The 17,570-nt window shown below is 43.3% G+C and carries 14 protein-coding genes; 7 read left to right on the top strand and 7 right to left on the bottom strand.

Annotated elements, in window-relative coordinates:
* Positions 1-234: 234 nt before the first annotated feature.
* From sppA to ACT3QQ_RS03735, 3 genes are all read left to right on the top strand, one after another.
* The gene (gene sppA / locus ACT3QQ_RS03745) at positions 235-1,287 is read left to right on the top strand and encodes a signal peptide peptidase SppA (protein WP_444526976.1); all 1,053 of its coding nucleotides are present in this window, start codon (positions 235-237) and stop codon (positions 1,285-1,287) included.
* 324 nt (positions 1,288-1,611) lie between these two features.
* Positions 1,612-2,502, top strand: coding sequence for an alpha/beta fold hydrolase (locus ACT3QQ_RS03740; RefSeq protein WP_444526975.1), 891 nt, complete (start codon positions 1,612-1,614; stop codon positions 2,500-2,502).
* A 68-nt stretch (positions 2,503-2,570) separates the two neighbouring features.
* Positions 2,571-3,359 (top strand): lysostaphin resistance A-like protein, encoded by a 789-nt coding sequence (locus ACT3QQ_RS03735; protein WP_444526974.1) that lies wholly within the window; start codon positions 2,571-2,573, stop codon positions 3,357-3,359.
* Positions 3,360-3,440: 81 nt separating this feature from the next.
* Here the strand turns inward: ACT3QQ_RS03735 and dusA are convergent, their stop codons facing one another.
* The 3 genes from dusA to ACT3QQ_RS03720 all read right to left on the bottom strand — a co-directional run bounded on the left by dusA (position 3,441) and on the right by ACT3QQ_RS03720 (position 7,718).
* Positions 3,441-4,424, bottom strand: coding sequence for a tRNA dihydrouridine(20/20a) synthase DusA (dusA, locus tag ACT3QQ_RS03730; RefSeq protein WP_444526973.1), 984 nt, complete (start codon positions 4,422-4,424; stop codon positions 3,441-3,443).
* 131 nt (positions 4,425-4,555) lie between these two features.
* The gene (locus ACT3QQ_RS03725; protein ID WP_444521654.1) at positions 4,556-5,860 is read right to left on the bottom strand and encodes an MFS transporter; all 1,305 of its coding nucleotides are present in this window, start codon (positions 5,858-5,860) and stop codon (positions 4,556-4,558) included.
* 223 nt (positions 5,861-6,083) lie between these two features.
* Positions 6,084-7,718, bottom strand: a complete 1,635-nt coding sequence (locus ACT3QQ_RS03720) for a phospholipase D family protein (RefSeq protein WP_444526972.1) — start codon at positions 7,716-7,718, stop codon at positions 6,084-6,086.
* Between the two features lie 455 nt (positions 7,719-8,173).
* On the opposite strand from ACT3QQ_RS03720, the gene ACT3QQ_RS03715 reads away from it, so the two are divergent.
* The 4 genes from ACT3QQ_RS03715 to ACT3QQ_RS03700 all read left to right on the top strand — a co-directional run bounded on the left by ACT3QQ_RS03715 (position 8,174) and on the right by ACT3QQ_RS03700 (position 12,094).
* Positions 8,174-9,466, top strand: coding sequence for an O-succinylhomoserine sulfhydrylase (locus ACT3QQ_RS03715; RefSeq protein WP_444526971.1), 1,293 nt, complete (start codon positions 8,174-8,176; stop codon positions 9,464-9,466).
* Positions 9,467-9,546: 80 nt separating this feature from the next.
* The gene (locus ACT3QQ_RS03710; protein WP_444523054.1) at positions 9,547-9,876 is read left to right on the top strand and encodes a YbaB/EbfC family nucleoid-associated protein; all 330 of its coding nucleotides are present in this window, start codon (positions 9,547-9,549) and stop codon (positions 9,874-9,876) included.
* A 117-nt stretch (positions 9,877-9,993) separates the two neighbouring features.
* The gene (recR, locus tag ACT3QQ_RS03705) at positions 9,994-10,587 is read left to right on the top strand and encodes a recombination mediator RecR (protein ID WP_444523053.1); all 594 of its coding nucleotides are present in this window, start codon (positions 9,994-9,996) and stop codon (positions 10,585-10,587) included.
* Positions 10,588-10,723: 136 nt separating this feature from the next.
* On the top strand, positions 10,724-12,094 hold the full coding sequence (locus tag ACT3QQ_RS03700; protein ID WP_444526970.1) for a ribonuclease D: 1,371 nt from the start codon (positions 10,724-10,726) through the stop codon (positions 12,092-12,094).
* A 65-nt stretch (positions 12,095-12,159) separates the two neighbouring features.
* Here the strand turns inward: ACT3QQ_RS03700 and ACT3QQ_RS03695 are convergent, their stop codons facing one another.
* From ACT3QQ_RS03695 to gcvH, 4 genes are all read right to left on the bottom strand, one after another.
* Positions 12,160-12,849, bottom strand: a complete 690-nt coding sequence (locus tag ACT3QQ_RS03695; protein ID WP_444526969.1) for an esterase/lipase family protein — start codon at positions 12,847-12,849, stop codon at positions 12,160-12,162.
* A 206-nt stretch (positions 12,850-13,055) separates the two neighbouring features.
* Positions 13,056-15,953: an aminomethyl-transferring glycine dehydrogenase gene (gcvP, locus tag ACT3QQ_RS03690; protein WP_444526968.1), complete on the bottom strand. Its 2,898-nt coding sequence runs from the start codon at positions 15,951-15,953 to the stop codon at positions 13,056-13,058.
* A gap of 64 nt (positions 15,954-16,017) precedes the next feature.
* A complete protein-coding gene (locus ACT3QQ_RS03685; protein WP_444526967.1) occupies positions 16,018-16,776 on the bottom strand; it encodes a nitroreductase family protein in 759 nt (252 codons plus the stop codon).
* A 339-nt stretch (positions 16,777-17,115) separates the two neighbouring features.
* Positions 17,116-17,496 carry a glycine cleavage system protein GcvH gene (gene gcvH, locus ACT3QQ_RS03680; protein WP_444526966.1) on the bottom strand — a complete coding sequence of 127 codons (381 nt, stop codon included), beginning with the start codon at positions 17,494-17,496 and terminating at the stop codon, positions 17,116-17,118.
* Between the last annotated feature and the right edge of the window lie 74 nt (positions 17,497-17,570).

The following is a 17,570-nucleotide window of genomic DNA, read 5'->3' as shown; positions in this document are numbered from 1 at the left end:
TTGTCAGCGTTACAATATAGTGATATTTCACAGTTATACTATTGAACCATTATTGAAATACCACCATACTTAGCAGCCTATTAATACAGGTCACTCACTATTAACATAGGTAGCTGACTATTAATACGAGTCACTGGTACTGTGAGAAAGTGTCAGGTATACACCACTGTTATAACTGTATTTCTCGATAACCTCATTTTATTGTTTTAGATTGTTTCTAACTTAGGAAGTTATATGCCCAACTGGCCACCAGACCCTAACAAACGTCCTGATAACTCGGCAAATCAGCCAACGCAACAGCAGCAACCAAGCCCGCCAAGTGGACAAGAATGGAAAGTGCTAGAAAACACATTGTTAGCAAGTGTGGTTGAGCAACGCCGCGCCCGTCGCTGGAGTATCTTTTTTAAACTACTGACCTTTGGTTATATCCTGTTGATATTTTTGACCCTTGGTCGTGGTTGTAGCAGTGCGCCAACAGGTATGGATGCAGTCGATACTAGCGATCCGCATTTGGCAGTGGTTGAGCTACAAGGCGTCATCAGTAATGATGATGTGGCGAATGCGTACGATGTTAACGAAGCGTTGAGAGATGCTTTTGCAAGCAGTAACTCAAAAGCAGTGGCATTAGATATCAACTCACCTGGCGGTTCACCAGTACAGTCTGATGAGATTTGGCAGACCATGATGGAATTACGCCAAGAATACCCAGACAAAAAGCTTTATGCTGTCATTGGTGATATCGGTGCTTCAGGTGCTTATTATATTGCGTCTGCTGCAGATGAGATTTATGTCAATCCTTCAAGTTTGGTTGGCTCGATCGGGGTTATCATGCCAAGCTATAATGTTGAAGGCTTGATGGATAAAGTTGGCGTAGAAGATCGTACAATTACGGCTGGTGAGTATAAAGATATCTTAAGCTTGTCACGTCCGTTGACTGACTACGAAGAAAAGCACGTTGAAGGGGTGCTTGCCAACACGCATAAGCATTTCATCAATGCTGTCAAAGAAGGTCGCGGCGATCGTCTGAAAAATCCTGAGCAAAATAAACTGTTTTCAGGGTTATTCTGGACAGGTGAGCAGTCTATTGAACTAGGTTTGGCAGACGAAACAGGTAGTATTACAAGTCTGAGTAAACAACTAGACCTTGATACCATCATTAGCTATAGTCCAGCTGATCCTTTCCAAATGTTTATGGATCGTTTTGCAGTGAAGTTAGGTGCAGGTATCGGCTCTAGCGTTAGTCTTGATGTATTACCACAAGAAAGCAACACTGGGCAGATGCGTTAAGCGTTTTATGTTTTAAGTATAATGTGTATGATTGTTAAGGCTGAGCATATAATTGTGCTCAGCCTTAATTGTATGCAATACCAAATAGAAAAACCTTTGATCCAGTGATAGCTTGATTAGGGCAACTACGTAATTGAAATAGCTATTCAACCCTAGCTAGTGCGATACAGCTATGCAGTTAGAGGCCAAATACGGTCGTCAAATTTGCTATATAAACGTTACTAGTTTTGATGAGGTTGGTTTTAAAGCTGTTTTTTTGATAATGCTACAAGGTTCAATCATTAAAAATAATATACAACATAAACGATCCCACGAGAGTCTATCATGAGTGATGAAATAAATTTGCGGTCTTTTGCTGCACTACCTGTCTCTAAAATAACCAACAAACCTGTGCTTCATTTTGCTCATGCTAATGGAATGCCAAGCGCTGTATATGAGCCATTTTTCCAAGGCTTATCAGAGTTTTTTACGATTGAGTATATTGCAATGTTGGGTGATACGCCCGATTATCCAGTGGATGATCATTGGCGTAGTCTGACGCAGCAAATCATTGATAGCGTGGAAAATGCCTGCGAAAAGCACAGCGTCGCACAGGTAGTAGGAGTGGGGCATTCACTTGGGGCTATGTGTACGATGCAGGCCACGTATCGTCAGCCTGAGCTATTTGCACAAGCGGTGCTTATGGATCCGCCTTGGATTTATGGCAAAGTTAGTTTGTTGTGGCATTTGGCAAAGACAGCAGATAGATTACCGCTGATGAATAATCGTCTGATGGACAAACTATCACCAGCTGGCGTGTCAAAGCATCGCCGTGATGTGTGGGATAGCCGCGACGATGCGTACGAAAAAATGCGACATAAAGGATTTTTCAAAAACTTTGATGAGCGTAGCTTTCAAGGATACATCGATCACGGCTTGCATGAGCGTGCGGATGGTAAAGTGACGCTAGCTATCCCTAAAGCCAATGAGGTCGCTGTGTTCCGTACCAATCCGTCTTGGTATTGGCTTGCACCAAATCATGGCCCTAAAGTGCCTGTGACTTTAATTATTGGTCAAGACAGTATCTTTTTAAAACGTCGCTTTCCGCAGCAGATAAAATCGCGCCTAGGTATTCCTTACGAAACTCATGAAGGAGGACATATGTTTCCGCTTGAACATCCAGAATCTGTCTCAACGCAGGTTTTAGGATTGATTAAGCAGCAACTGTCAACATAAACGCCGCATATCATTAGTTGTGCTTGTAATCGATATGAGCCGCCAGAGCATTTTTAAGTGATACCTTTATGCCAAAAAACGTAATTGTTCCATCTGGTGCAACCGCTTCACCTAAGCCTATGCCACTATTTTCGCGCGTGGGTGCATTCGTGCTAACCGTAGGAATGGTACTTGCATTTTTTATCAGTCAGTTGATAGGTATTTATATCGCTGGCAAGCTGGTGTTACCTGCCGATGAAAAAACATCGATAGGGCGGATATTCTTTTTTGGTAGTAATGACGGAACAGTAGTGAGCCTGTCTATACTCATCGGCAGTGTATTGCTGATGGCAATTAGCGTACTTATCATTCGTTTGAAAGGTGGTAGTCTGCGTCAATATCTAGCCTTAAAGCCGTTCTTACTATCGGTGGGCATAGGAATGCTTGGGTTACTGCTGATATTTATGATTGCCAGTCAGTCGCTGACGTATGTACTTGATATGGCGCCGTTGGTGTTCGTTGATCCGCTCTATCAGTCAGTCAGTTCGGTTTGGCTATTAATCTTTGCAATGGTCGTCGTCGCACCAATTTACGAAGAGGTGGTCTTTCGCGGTATATTGTGGTCTGCTATTGCGGAACAGTTTACAGCACCACCATATTCAAAAAACTATGGTGCGATTGTCGCCAGCATTGTGACAAGTTTGATCTTCGCCGTTATCCATGTGCAGTATGGTATTTATGAGATTAGTACCATCATGGTATTGGCATTGATATTTTGCTATGCCCGTATCAAGTCAGGCTCGCTATTACTGCCAATCGTGCTACACGTTGTTAATAACGGTGCAGCAATGTGGCAGTATATTGCGCAAGTCGCATAGATGAGATGCTAGTCACAACGATGGCTAGCATATATGTTTTATCGGGCTAATTAGATATCAAAATCCAGCTGCGCATCAGAATTACGCATCAGGATTTAACGATAATACTTCATCAGCAGCTCGTTTAATATCATCAATTGTCAGCTGAGGTTTACCACTTAAGGCTTGGCGCCATTTACGTGCGCCCATCAAGCCTTGGAATAATCCTAAATAATGCCGTGTCATCGTCGGCAACGCTTCGCCTTTTCCGATTTGTTCTTCGAGATATGGGTAAAGCTGCGCTAAAATCTCCGAGCGCTTTGGTATCGTCTCAAGGTTTGCCTCTCCCCATAAGCTATTGGCTTCTGCTAATAGATATGGGTTGTGATAAAACGCTCGACCAATCATCACACCATCGATGTGCTGTAAGTGCATTTTTATATCTTCAACTGTATCGATACCGCCGTTGATTTCGATATCTAACTCAGGAAAGTCCTGCTTTAGACGGTACACATCATCATAACGTAGCGGTGGTATCTCGCGGTTCTGCTTAGGGCTGAGCCCTTGCAACCATGCCGTACGCGCATGTACGATAAAGCGGGTACAGCCTGCCGCTGCAACTGTCTGCACAAAATTTACCATAAACTCGTAACTATCAAAGTCGTCAATACCAATACGATGTTTTACCGTCACTGGAATATCGACTGCGGCTTGCATATGCTTGACTAAGTCAGCAACGATCTTAGGCTCAGCCATCAAACAAGCACCTATCTTGTTGTGCTGTACGCGATCTGAAGGGCAACCGACATTAATATTGACTTCATCGTAGCCATGTTGCTGAGCAAACTCCGCACACTGCGTCATCTCATCGATATCTGCACCGCCCAGCTGCAATACAAGAGGATGCTCAAGCGTATCAAAGCGCAAATGCCGCGCTCTATTGCCATGTATCAATGCACCAGTACTGATCATTTCAGTATATAGATAGGTATGCGGATTAAACAACCGCGCAAAATAGCGATAATCTGTGGTAGTCCAATCGATCATCGGCGCAACTGAGAGACGTTTATTGGTCATATCAACCATAATGGTTAAGCCTTAATATTTGTGTCTTAAATAAATGGAGAAGGTGCAATGGATGAGATATACCATTGCACCTTATTTTCAAAAGTTTCAAGCGCTTCAAGCATTATGCGAAGCGGTAATTGATTATTTACCTATAAAATAACATGGTCAATCTTTTTCAATTCAGGCAGGTTATAAAAATAGAGCCCCATGATAATACCGATAAAGCCAATGAAGGCAATGTATAGTGCTGGCGAGAAGCTTATTAAAGTTGTGGCGTAACCAAGACCAAATGGTATCAAAACGCCAATAATACCCTGTGTGACATTATTGCAAAAAGCGACGCCGGTGAGACGTACATTGGTCGGAAAAAGCTCTATCAAGATAGCAGGAACCATACCAATCACGCCAGCACAGAAGCCTAAAATCGCATACATAATCAGGATATAGTCACCGCCTGCTTGCAGATGGTAAAAGAACGCCAGCATTTGGGCAATCAGCAAAATCGAACCGATTACCAACACTTTACCAAAATTCTCATGATTAGAAATCATCCCATAAAATATACAGCCAAAAATTATAAATATGATCGCCAAGCTATGAGAAAATCCAAATATATCACTGTCCAATGAGAAGTTGATCTCTATTAAATCTGGTAATAGTAAAACGATAACCGTAGAAATACTAGAGATGACTAGTGTCAGCACCATACCAATGAAGATGGAATGTTTACAGTGTTTAAAAAGTAAGGTCAGCGGTTTGCCTGAATTTTTGCCCGTCTTCGGTTTTACGAGCGCCAAGAAAAAAGGCGTCTCTCCAACCATCCGCCACACTAATAATGGCAAAGCACTTAGTACAGCAGCAACTAAAAATGGTAAGCGCCATCCATATTCAGTTAACTCAGCTGTCGTCATAAAGCTAGAGAGCCACATAAAAAATGTATTTGAAAACAATACGCCGACAAAGAAGCTGGCTGTAACATAGCTACAGGCTACTGATAGATACTGCCTGGGCACATGCTCCGCTACAAACACCCAAGATAAGGGAACATAGAGTCCGTATGCCATTCCCTGTATTATTCTCAATAAAATGAACAAAACAGGGGCAACGATACCCCATTGTGCATAAGTTGGCAAAAATGCCATGGCTAGAAGACTGCATGCGGTGACTATTATACTTAGCAATAAAACTGGTTTTCTACCTTTTATGTCGCCATAACGACCAAAGAGAATTCCTCCAATTGGACGTGCTAAATAACCAATGACAAAAAGCCCCATCCCTTGCAACTTAGCAACTCTAGGGTCAGCATTAGCAGGAAAAATTGCTGCTGTCACAATATCTGAGATGTACAAATAAATCAAAAAATCGAAAAATATCACAGCGCTGATGAGGCTAATGAACATCACTGTGTTTCTGTCTTTAGTAGACATCAAGGCGTATTGAGAACGAGACGGCATAATAAATCACATATCCACAGAGTAAAACGGTCATTAGGACGATCATCATTTGGATAACCGACCATGGTAAAAACGGCAAATCAAGATATATAAAAAATGATTTGCCGAAACAATAGGTTGGGTGTCTTAAATAAAATTCTTTGAGTGGTACTTTGCTTACTTAATACAACTGAATTACAAAATTAAGTGTTCTAGAGTTTTTTTAATTTAAAAAACTGAGTATCTACAGCAGCCAGTCAATAGGTAACCAAGACATAATGGTCAACCAAACATGGTCACTCATATCTACTCGTGGCTCTGAGTCGTAGACTACTTTTTCGCCTTTTTCCATGGTATGCCATTGCAAGTAACCGTTTTCTAGTAGCTTGACTTCATACGCTTGGTTCAACAAATTATCGCTCAACGCGCCGTGTAGCTGCCTTGCTAGCTCGTCATCATTGATAATCACACCCATTTCGGTATTGATATTGGCAGAGCGTGGATCAACATTGTATGAACCGATAAAGACTTGATAGTCATCTACTGCGAACGTTTTTGCGTGCAGGCTAGTCGATGATTGACTACGTGCTCGCCACAGTTTGTTGTCACGTTTTTCTTCAGCAGCGGTTGATTTTAGCTCGTATATTTTGACGCCTGAACGAAGCAGACGAGGTCGCCACTGGCTATAGCCAGAATGAACGGCTGTCACATCGGTCGCATCAAATGAGTTGGTCAATATCTTAATATCAACACCATTTTCAGCTAGCTTAACCAATGTGTTAACGCCATCTTTGGTCGGTACGAAATAAGAAGAAATAATTGTCAGCTTCTTAGTTGGGCTACCAAGCAGATTGCGCAGTTGATGAACCAAGTTAGTATCGGCAGGAACTGTTTTGCTTAGTTTGCCGACATCATCACTCAAAAACTGCATATCTGTCCAACGAAAAGGTACACGTTTATTAACCAAGTCACTATCTATCGTAGAGTCTTGAATTGCAGCTTTATAAACTGTCAAGCTGCTACCTTCGTTGTTTTTCTCATCTAGGCCGAGCTTATCTAACGCCTCTATAAAATCAGGTGTGACATCGCTATCGAATTTAGCTAAGGTTTCGATGTCGAATGATAAGGGCGATGACCAGTAGCTATCAAAACTGTTATCGATATCTGCGACGACTTTACCAATTAGTAAGACATCCAAGTCTGCAAATTGGCTGCTTTGGTCGTTGCTGAGATATTCGTTGCCGATATTACGGCCACCGATGATGGTAATCTGCTTATCAAAGGTCATGCTTTTATTATGCATACGGCGATTGATACGTGGTAGACCAGTCACATAGTTCAACGTTGGAAACTTACGATGCATCAAAGGATTTATAATACGCACTGCAATGTTAGGATGGCTGGCAAAGCGTAATAAATGCTGATCGAACTTGGCACTATTATTAAAATCGTCTAACAATAAACGCACGATAACGCCGCGCTCAGCCGCGTCCCATAAATCTTTTAATAGAAGCTGTCCAGCCTGATCGTTATGCCAAATATAGTACTGTGCATCGATATTGCGCGTGGCCATATCCGTTAAAATGCTACGAGCGGCAAAAGCATTCGCTCCTGTTACGATTGGATGATAACCAGATAAATCAGGGTGAATATCTTTTTGCGCACTAATAGCCGAGACCAAATCAGTGCTACTGGTTTTAATAGTCTCATCTTGCGTCGTCTGATCTTTTGAATACAGGGCTTCTACACGTGCTGATAGTGCTTGGCTTTCCGGTAAATGCGGCTTTTTGGGCAAACTTTGGCAAGCACTAAGACCTAAAGTCAGTCCTAGTGTTAGACTCAACGATAAGCTGCTTGGTTCTATACTGAACATCGACATAACAAATTTACCTTAAGGAGCCTAAATGTACTGATTAATAATCATTCTAAGTGTTCAACTCACTCTTTTTAGCTGAATTGCCAGACTGTTGTTGTATTACGCAAGGCAAAATCCAAATCGTCGCTAAGCTTAGCAGCTGTTATGATATCTGCCTATTATAAATACGTTATTTTTGTTAGATTTGATGCACGAAATCATTGTTTTTTAAGTATTGTTTAAATGTATATGTGACAAATTTTAAGTAATCAAATTGGTATATTTTTGGTATTCAAAAATAATATTTAGTTGCTCTTTGAGACCAGCTGTGCGGAATAAGTCGTCATGATATGATAACGCTGATGAATTCGGTCAACAATCAGAAGAATAAGCAGTCACTTTATATCAATTAGCATAATAGCAATTAACATACCAACCAACATAGCAATTAACATCCCAACCAACGTAATGGAACGTTTATGAGTCAGTCGAAAAGCCATGATAAGAGCAGTTTGAACCAAAAAAAATCAAATGATGGGTTAGATCCAAACTGGCGTAACGATGCCTTAGATTTAGGGCTTGATTATGGCATGCAGACCATTGCCGTGCGGGCAGGTCAACATCGTACAGACGAGGGCGAGCATTCAGAACCTATTTTTACAACCAGCTCTTATGTTTACCGCTCAGCTGCTGATGCTGCTGCTCATTTTGACGGTACAAAAACAGGCAATGTTTACTCTCGTCATACCAATCCAAGTGTACGTACTTTTGAGCGTCGTTTAGCCGCACTAGAAAACGGTGAACGTGCGGTTGCAACGGCCTCTGGTATGGGCGCTATTTTGACCATGTGCTTGGCATATCTAAAAGCGGGCGACCATCTACTAGCGGCCAACCAGTTATTTGGCTCGTCTATCGGTCTGTTCAACAACTATATGGCCAAATTTGGTGTGGAAGTCAGCTATGTGGATTGCTTTGATAATGAGGCATGGGCCAATGCCATTCAATCAAATACCAAGGTGATCTATTGTGAAAGCCCAAGTAATCCATTAGCGCAGATTTGTGATCTTGGTTATCTGAGTCAATTATGTAAAGCCAATGATATATTACTTGTCGTTGATAACTGTTTTGCGACACCAGCACTACAGCGCCCTTTGGACTTGGGGGCTGATGTAGTGATTCACTCTGCGACCAAATATTTAGATGGTCAGGGTCGAGTATTAGGCGGTGCATTGGTTGGTAGCGACAAGCTGATGCAAGAAGCATTTACCGTGGTGCGCTCAGGCGGTATCAGTATGAGCCCGTTTAATGCTTGGGTATTCACTAAAGGGCTTGAGACACTTAAATTACGTATGCAAGCACATTGTCAAAATGCCAATCAAGTCGCAGAATTTTTGGTCAATCACCCTAATGTGAGTACCGTACATTTCTCAGGACTGAGTGATCATCCTGCGCACGAACTGGCCACACGTCAGCATCATATGAAAGACGGTTACGGTGCTATCATGGGTTTTGAAGTTAAAGCATCTGATAGCCGTGACACAAAAGAAGCGGCTTGGCACGTGATTGACTCGACACAAATGGTCTCTATCACCAATAACTTGGGCGATGCCAAAACTACGATTACCCATCCTGCAACCACTACGCACTTCCGTTTAACTGCTGAGGCTCGCGCCGAAGCTGGTGTTAAAGATGGTTTGATTCGTCTGTCGGTAGGTTTGGAAGATGTGGAAGATATTATTAAAGACTTAGCACGTGGTTTAGACAGTTTGTAAAGATAACGGTATAATTGCAGTTAGCGCTTTATATTAGCAAAATATCAATCATTTATTATTAAAAAACAAAAGAGGTAGTTATGAACATTCAAGCATTGATGCAACAAGCACAAACGATGCAAAAGAAAGTAGAAACGAACGTTGAAAACGCTAAAAAAGAGCTTGCTAATAAAGAAGTACAAGCAGAAGCGGGCAGCGGCTTAGTCAAAGTAACGATGACAGGTCGTCACGTGGTTAAGCGCTTGACCATCGATCCAAGTCTACTAGAAGACGAGCCAGATATGATCGAAGACTTGATTGCGGCTGCCATTAATGATGCGGTTCGCCAAGCAGATGATTTGTATGAAGAAACGATGGCTGGAGCGACTTCAGGTATGGGTCTGCCACCAGGTATGCAAGGTATGTTTTAAGCGGTAAATATGTCGTACTGAAGACAAAAATGGGGTTGTTATCGACATGATACGACCCCATTTTTATAGCTACGGTTTATAAATTCAGTTAGATAAAGTCAACTAAAGGAAGCTACTTTGCTTACAGCCAAATTTGATCAGCTGGTCAAACAGCTGCGTATATTGCCAGGCGTCGGTCAAAAAAGTGCCCAACGAATGGCGCTACATCTGCTTAGCAAAAAACGCCCACAAGGCATGGCACTCGCTCAAGCACTAGATGAAGCCATGCGTGATATCGTCGAATGTCAGCGTTGCCATAGCTTTAGTGATGAAGCTGTATGTCCGCTATGCCAAGATGTTAGACGTGATGACAGCCTATTATGCGTGGTCGAGACGGCAGCAGATGTCATGGCTATTGAGCAGACAGCGGGCTATCGTGGGCGTTATTTTGTGTTGGGTGGGCATTTATCTCCCATTGATGGTGTTAGCGCTGATGACTTGAATATTGATCAGCTGGTATGGCGAGTGAAACAAGAACCTATAGAAGAGCTGATACTAGCAACGGGCACGACAGTCGAAGGTCAGACTACGGCACATTTCATTAGTGAAGCGGCCAGTCGTCATGTCAATAAAGTGACGCGTTTAGCACAAGGTGTGCCGATGGGCGGTGAGCTTGAATATTTGGATAGTATGACGCTCGGTCAAGCTATGCAAAATCGTTCTTTTTTATAACGTTTTGATTGCCTCAAAGTCTTACCCAATTCATTTCTTGAAATTGTTATAATTACTTTATTATTGTTTTCTCTTTTAATTTTATTAAGGCGCGGTTTAGCGTTTTATTTTCTCCTATCAATGCAGGTATCTGCCCGTGTCCAACAACGTCTCAAACCCATTAGCTCAATCAAATGCTTCTGATATCAATGATAGCTCATCGCAAGAAGCTGCTAATACTGAGCCAATGTCAGTAGTCACACCATCCGAGCCAGCTACTAATACTCCAGATGTTGAAGTGCCTGATATTGAGGTGCTAGGTACTGAAGTATTAGATATTGATGCACTGTTGGATATTGCTGATGACGTTGCTATCACATGGGTGCGCAAGCAAAGTGAGTTAGATGGAGTCATCGATGACTTAGCGACTTGCGGACGTGTGGCATTAGATACTGAGTTTATCAAGCGTGACACGTATTATCCGCGCTTGGCACTCGTACAACTGAATACTGGCAATCATGTTTATCTGCTGGATGCACCGCAGCTACAACTGGCTGAACTGTGGGAAGCGCTACGCAAAGTAGATGTGGCTATCTGGCATGCTTGCGGCGAAGACTTAGGTATTTTTTACCTGTTGTCTGGCTGTCCACCGTTGACCAATATCTTTGATACGCAAATTGCGTTGTCTTATTTAACGGGTCAATTGCAAATGGGGTATCAGCAAGCATTGGCTGATCAGCTAGACATGCATATCGATAAAGAACACAGCCAGTCTGATTGGCTCCAGCGCCCGTTGACAGATGAGCAGGAGCAGTATGCCATCGATGATGTGCGTTATTTGCCAGCGCTGTATCTCAGTATCGAGCATGCGCTTAAGGCGCAAGACTTATACGATTATGTCTGGGCTGATTGTCAGCTCTATGCCAGTGATCTATATGACTCGCAGCACGTCGAAGATGAAGCGATGTATCTCACGATGTCAGATTATCGTTATAACTCGCAAGAGATGGCAATACTAAAAGGGGTAGCCACGTGGCGAGAAGAGCTGGCACGTGCGACCAATCAACCGCGCACCTTTGTGATAAAAAAACAAGCGGTACGTGAGATTGTCACCGAAAAACCGAAAAGTATGCGAGAGCTGGCACATAAAACGACCATGCACCGTAGTATGTTGCGACTCTATGGTGAAGAGCTGCTGAAAGTAATCAGAGATGCCAAGAGTCTACCGCCTGCTGAGCATCCAGACTGTCTTGTACCGCCGTATCGCTCGAAAAACAAAGTGTTGTCAAAAGCAGTACAAAAGGCGATTGATGATCATGCGCGCGAGATCGGTATACCTGCCAGTGTATTGATGCGTAAAAAATGGCTAGGGCAATTGTATGAAGTGGTTGCTCTTGATAAAGACGTTAGCGAACTGCCGCAAGGGCTAAAAGGCTGGCGTAACGACTGGGTTATTAAAACTTTAATTCCAGTTATTAAAAAACATAAAACCGAACTGCAGCAGGGCATGGGTATCCGTGTTCAATAAATAAGCATTCAATAAGGTAATACCCGATAAGATATAGAGCTTACATTAAAGCATTTATGTCACTGCTAGCGTTTAAATCGTCCATGCTCTAAAAAGTATCGAGTCTGCTCGGCGACATCTGGATTCACTAGCATGCCGGTGTGCGAAACTGGCATGACGATATGATCAGCTGCGGCTTCTATTTTTGTTTCTTCTATATAAACTGTTCCATCATGTGCAAGCTGCTCGTTGAGTAGCGGCTTGTTAGATTTGCGCAGTTTGCGATTGTGATATTGCAAAAATAGCTGACCCAGACCATAAGGTCGATTACCAGCGATGATGCCTAGCGTTACATGTTTGGGCAATGGCGCAACTGTGCCATCTAGTGCGTCGACATATGAGCGACCTACGACAGCAGGAGTTAATCGCCAGATATAGTCGGCACAAACACTTCCTACATGCGGTGTCCCTAAAGTCACGCAACGTCCAATTTGCCATTTTGGATACTGAGCAACAAAATCGCGAATAATTAAACCGCCCAAGCTGTGCCCAACCAAGTCTACAGGGTGGTCTGGGTGGTGGTTTGTTTCTAGCCAACTGTTTAGGTGTGCGCTGTTAGTTTTGATATCATCACGCATACTACGATAGCCATATTGGTGGGTATCAAACCCTGCTGCTTGCAGGCGCTTGGCTAATGGTCGCATGATCCACGGAGTTTGATGTAGTCCATGAATGAGAATGACACGAGTTTTCTGTTTAGGCGCTTTATGTTGCATAGCAGTGTCCAATGGTTACTTCAGAAATTTAGGATAAATAGCTTATTATTAAGAAGAGTTTTTATCGCACTAATTTCTTATCATTTATTTTATTTATAATATTACCTGCTAATGTGATGGATAAAAAGTCAGCATAATAAAAACCTCCAAGTCAGCTACTGACTTGGAGGTTTTTTACTACAGAGAATAACTATCGGAAATAATAATTACATATAGTTTTCGATACTTGGGCAAGAGCACATTAGGTTCTTATCACCATACGCATCATCGACACGCGCGACACTTGGCCAGAACTTGTTTGCACGGATGTACGGTAGTGGGAATGCAGCAGTCTCACGGCTGTAAGGATGTGTCCACTCTTCACTAGTAATCATAGCAGCCGTATGCGGTGCATTGACCAACGGATTGTCTTCTAGCGTCCAGTTGTCTTCACCAGATTTGGCTTTCATGGCTTCCGCTTTGATAGATTTTAGCGCACTGATAAAACGATCCAACTCTTCTTTTGATTCAGATTCTGTTGGCTCAATCATAAGTGTACCAGCGACTGGGAAGCTCATCGTTGGTGAATGGAAGCCATAATCCATCAAGCGTTTAGCGATATCGCTTTCTGTGATGCCAGTCTCTTCCTTCAATGGACGAATATCGATGATACATTCGTGAGCCACACGGCCGTTTTTGCCCGCATATAAGACAGGGTAGTGATCTTTTAGCTCGGCTGCCACATAGTTAGCGTTCAATAATGCCAGCTCAGTGGCTTTTAGCAAACCATCACGGCCCATCATAGCAATATACATCCACGAAATAGGTAAGATACTCGCTGAACCATAAGGTGCTGCCGATACTGCCGAGCAGTCTTTTTGTGCATTGTGCACAGGACTCAAGGTATGGTTGGCCATAAACGTTGCCAAATGCGCTTTCATACCGATAGGGCCCATGCCTGGACCACCGCCACCATGTGGAATACAGAAGGTTTTATGCAGGTTCATGTGCAATACGTCAGCACCAACGTCTGCAGGCTGCATCATGCCTACCTGAGCATTCATGTTTGCGCCGTCCATATAGACCTGACCACCATGCTTGTGAGTCAAATCACAGATATGACGGATGCCTTCTTCAAATACACCGTGCGTCGATGGATAAGTGATCATTAGCGCACCTAGGCGATCGCTATATTCTTCACATTTAGCCGTTAAATCGTCGATATCAACGTTACCGTTTTCATCCGTTTTGATCACGACCACTTTCATGCCCATCATCATCGCAGTAGCAGGGTTGGTACCGTGCGCCGACATTGGGATCAAGCAAACATCACGATTGGTCTCGCCCAATGACTCATGATAACGGCGAATCGCTAACAAACCCGCATATTCACCAGAAGCACCAGAGTTTGGCTGCATAGAGACATCATCAAAACCAGTAATGGCTTTCAATTGATCCTGTAGGCTATCGATCATTGCGATATAGCCAGTGACTTGGTCACGCGGTGCAAAAGGATGCACATTGGCAAACTCAGGCCAAGTGATTGGTAGCATCTCACTAGTGGCATTCAACTTCATAGTACAGCTACCCAGTGAAATCATGCTGCGGTTCATCGCTAGATCTTTGTCTTCAAGCGACTTTAGATAGCGTAGCATTTCATGCTCGGTGTGATGCGAGTTGAATACTGGATGGGTCAAGATGTCATCTGTACGTAGGTGTGCGCTATCCAGAGAAATACGAGCAGTTTCAGGTAGATCACGTGACTTATTAACGAACAATTGAGTCAATGTGTTGAAGTCTTGTTGATCGCTGGTTTCACTGAAAGCAACGCTCAATTTGGTATCGCTTAGACGCCATAAATTGTAGCCAACGTTGTCTGCATTTTTGAAGATTTGCGTAGCCAATTTCTCTGAACCGCAATCAACCACGACTGTGTCGAAGAATTGATCATGTACCACGCTCAAGCTACTATCGTTAGATTCTGTGATAGCATCAGCAAATGCCGTGGCAAACGCATGAATACGAGTGGCAATACGCTTTACGCCGCCTGGACCATGATATACCGCATACATACCAGCGAGGTTAGCTAGCAACACTTGTGAGGTACAGATGTTTGAGTTGGCTTTTTCGCGGCGGATATGCTGTTCACGCGTTTGTAGGGCCATACGTAGTGCTGTATTGCCTTGTGCGTCTTTTGATACACCAATGATACGACCAGGTGCTGAACGCTTGGCTTTGTCAGAGAAAGCAAAATAAGCGGCATGTGGACCGCCGAAGCCCATTGGGATACCAAAACGCTGAGTACTACCTAGTGCTACGTCTGCACCCATATCGGCTGGTGATTTTAATAACACCAAGCTCATGATGTCACTGACGACACTCACGTAGGTTTTGTTTTCTTTTACTGCACTGATGACGTCTGTTAAGTCTTTAATATCGCCTTCAGCACCGACATACTGGAATAGCGCACCGAAATAGTCGCCAGATTTAGCCGTTTCAAAATCACCAACGACGACTTCCCAACCGAAGTATTTAGCACGAGTATTGATAACATCTAGCGTTTGTGGATAGACACGCTCATCGACGAAATACTGCGTTGATTTGCTTTTACTCACACGCTTTGACATCGCCATCGCTTCTGCCGCTGCTGTTGCTTCATCAAGCAGTGACGCACCAGCCAGCTCAAGACCAGTCAAATCAATACATACTTGTTGGAAGTTGAGCAATGCTTCTAAACGACCTTGAGCGATTTCCGCTTGGTAAGGCGTATAAGCCGTATACCAGCCTGGATTTTCAAGAACGTTGCGCTGAATGACAGCAGGCATACGAACTGGAGAGTAGCCTTGGCCGATATAGCTTTTGTTAACAGTGATATCGTCTGCCATCGTACGCAATTTAGCAAGCGCAGCGTGCTCACTCATCGCTACTGGCAAATCCAACTCTTTGTGCAAACGTACTGGCTCAGGCACAGTGTCATTGATAAAGCTTGGCATATCTTTATAACCAACAGCGCTGAGTAGGTCAGCTTGCTTGGTCTCATTTGAACCTAAGTGGCGATAGACAAATTCAGCTTCGTTGAATAATCCTTGAAAGGTATCAAACGATGGGTTTTGAGAGATAGTCATGACAATCCTTGGTTAAGGGAGTAATAAACAAAATAGCAATTAAGGGAATAGTGTGAGCGGTACGTTATACGTAATGCACAAACTGTGTTTGATCAAAACGGAACTGGGTGTTGTAAACGCCATTGTCAGCACGTTCACCTGCACCAATCATCATAATGATATGCTGATCGTCACCCAAGCCTAGTAGGCGCTTCATAGCAGGCTCATCAAAGCCGCCCATGGCACAGCTGTCAAACCCATGAGCACGCAATGCTAGCATAAGGTTTTCGGCGGCAAGTGCGGTGTTATTGGTCGCCCAGTTTTTGGTGTCTTCAAACGTATAATAAGGTGATTTAATTGGACCTTTTGCGCGTCTAACTACCTGAGTTGCACCCCATTTTGCAGCCGAAACTACGTTGGCTGGGCCGCGCAAAAAGTCCATCGTGACGACTTTGTTGTAGTAGTCTTTCACTTTTTTTGGAACTGGTTGATCAGGGTACTCGCGCAATACTTGCTTAGCGTGATCGTGCCAAACATCAGTACGAGCAACGATGGCAATCAAACGGGCTGATGTTTTAGCTGCGTTTTGATTCATGCAGTTTTTGACGGCACGTTTGCGATTGTCAGCGTCATCGATAACATAAAATTCCCACGGCTGTAGATTGCTAGAGTTCGGCGCTAGCATGGCCAAACGTAGACAATCTGCCAACACGTCGTCAGGGATGGGCGTGTCAGTAAAGCGGCGCACTGAACGGCGTGATTCTACGATATCGCGAAACGCTTGTAGCTGCGGCGTATGATTTGGCGTAGCGATGGGGTCTTTATTATCGGTGTTGGCATTCATATTAGGATCCATGCTGAAAATTGGGTTATCAGTTTGAGTCGTTATTGATGACACGTATTCATTGGGATTCGAATAGGTGATCAATACGAGTCAATGAGATAACGCTTGGAAGCAATAACATCGAACGATAATGATTGTTGGAGATCTACATATAAAGCTACTTTCAAATAACAAGCATGGTCAATGAGCCAGTACTTTTAATTAGAAAGGCTTTTAAGTCGTTTAAATAGAGAGTATAGATACCAACTGCCGCCAGTATCTATGATGTTCAGTCGGGGCTAATACTTTGTTCTAGCTGAGGTCTTACAAGTTCTAATGTCTTACTAGAGCAGGCTTAGCTTATAAGTCGCTTTCGTACTCGTCAGCAGTCATTAGTGCTTCGTAGTCAGCGATATTGTCAGGCTTCATTCTGAAGAACCAACCTTCGCCATACGGGTCAGAGTTGATGATTTCAGGATCATCTTCTAGTGCTTCGTTGATAGCGATAACTTCACCTGAAATAGGGGCATAAACGTCAGAAGCAGCTTTTACTGATTCAACAACTGAGATTTCGTCATCAACAGCGATGATATCACCCACATCTGGTAGTTCAACGAATACCACATCACCCAATAGATCTTGAGCATGGTCAGTGATACCAACAGTGACCGTACCGTCGTCTTCTAGGCGTAGCCACTCGTGACTAGCAATATATTTTAGCTCTGCTGGGATGTTGCTCATGGTCTCTCTCCTAAGTGATAGAGGTTAATTAACAAAAGTAATAGAGGGTAGGCGTGTCGTTATTTTCAGAGTTA

The sequence above is a fragment of the Psychrobacter sp. AOP7-A1-24 genome, assembly GCF_052376235.1.
Lineage (GTDB): Bacteria > Pseudomonadota > Gammaproteobacteria > Pseudomonadales > Moraxellaceae > Psychrobacter.
The sequence above is the reverse complement of the archived record's forward strand: the minus strand, read 5'-3'. Positions and strand labels throughout refer to the sequence as shown.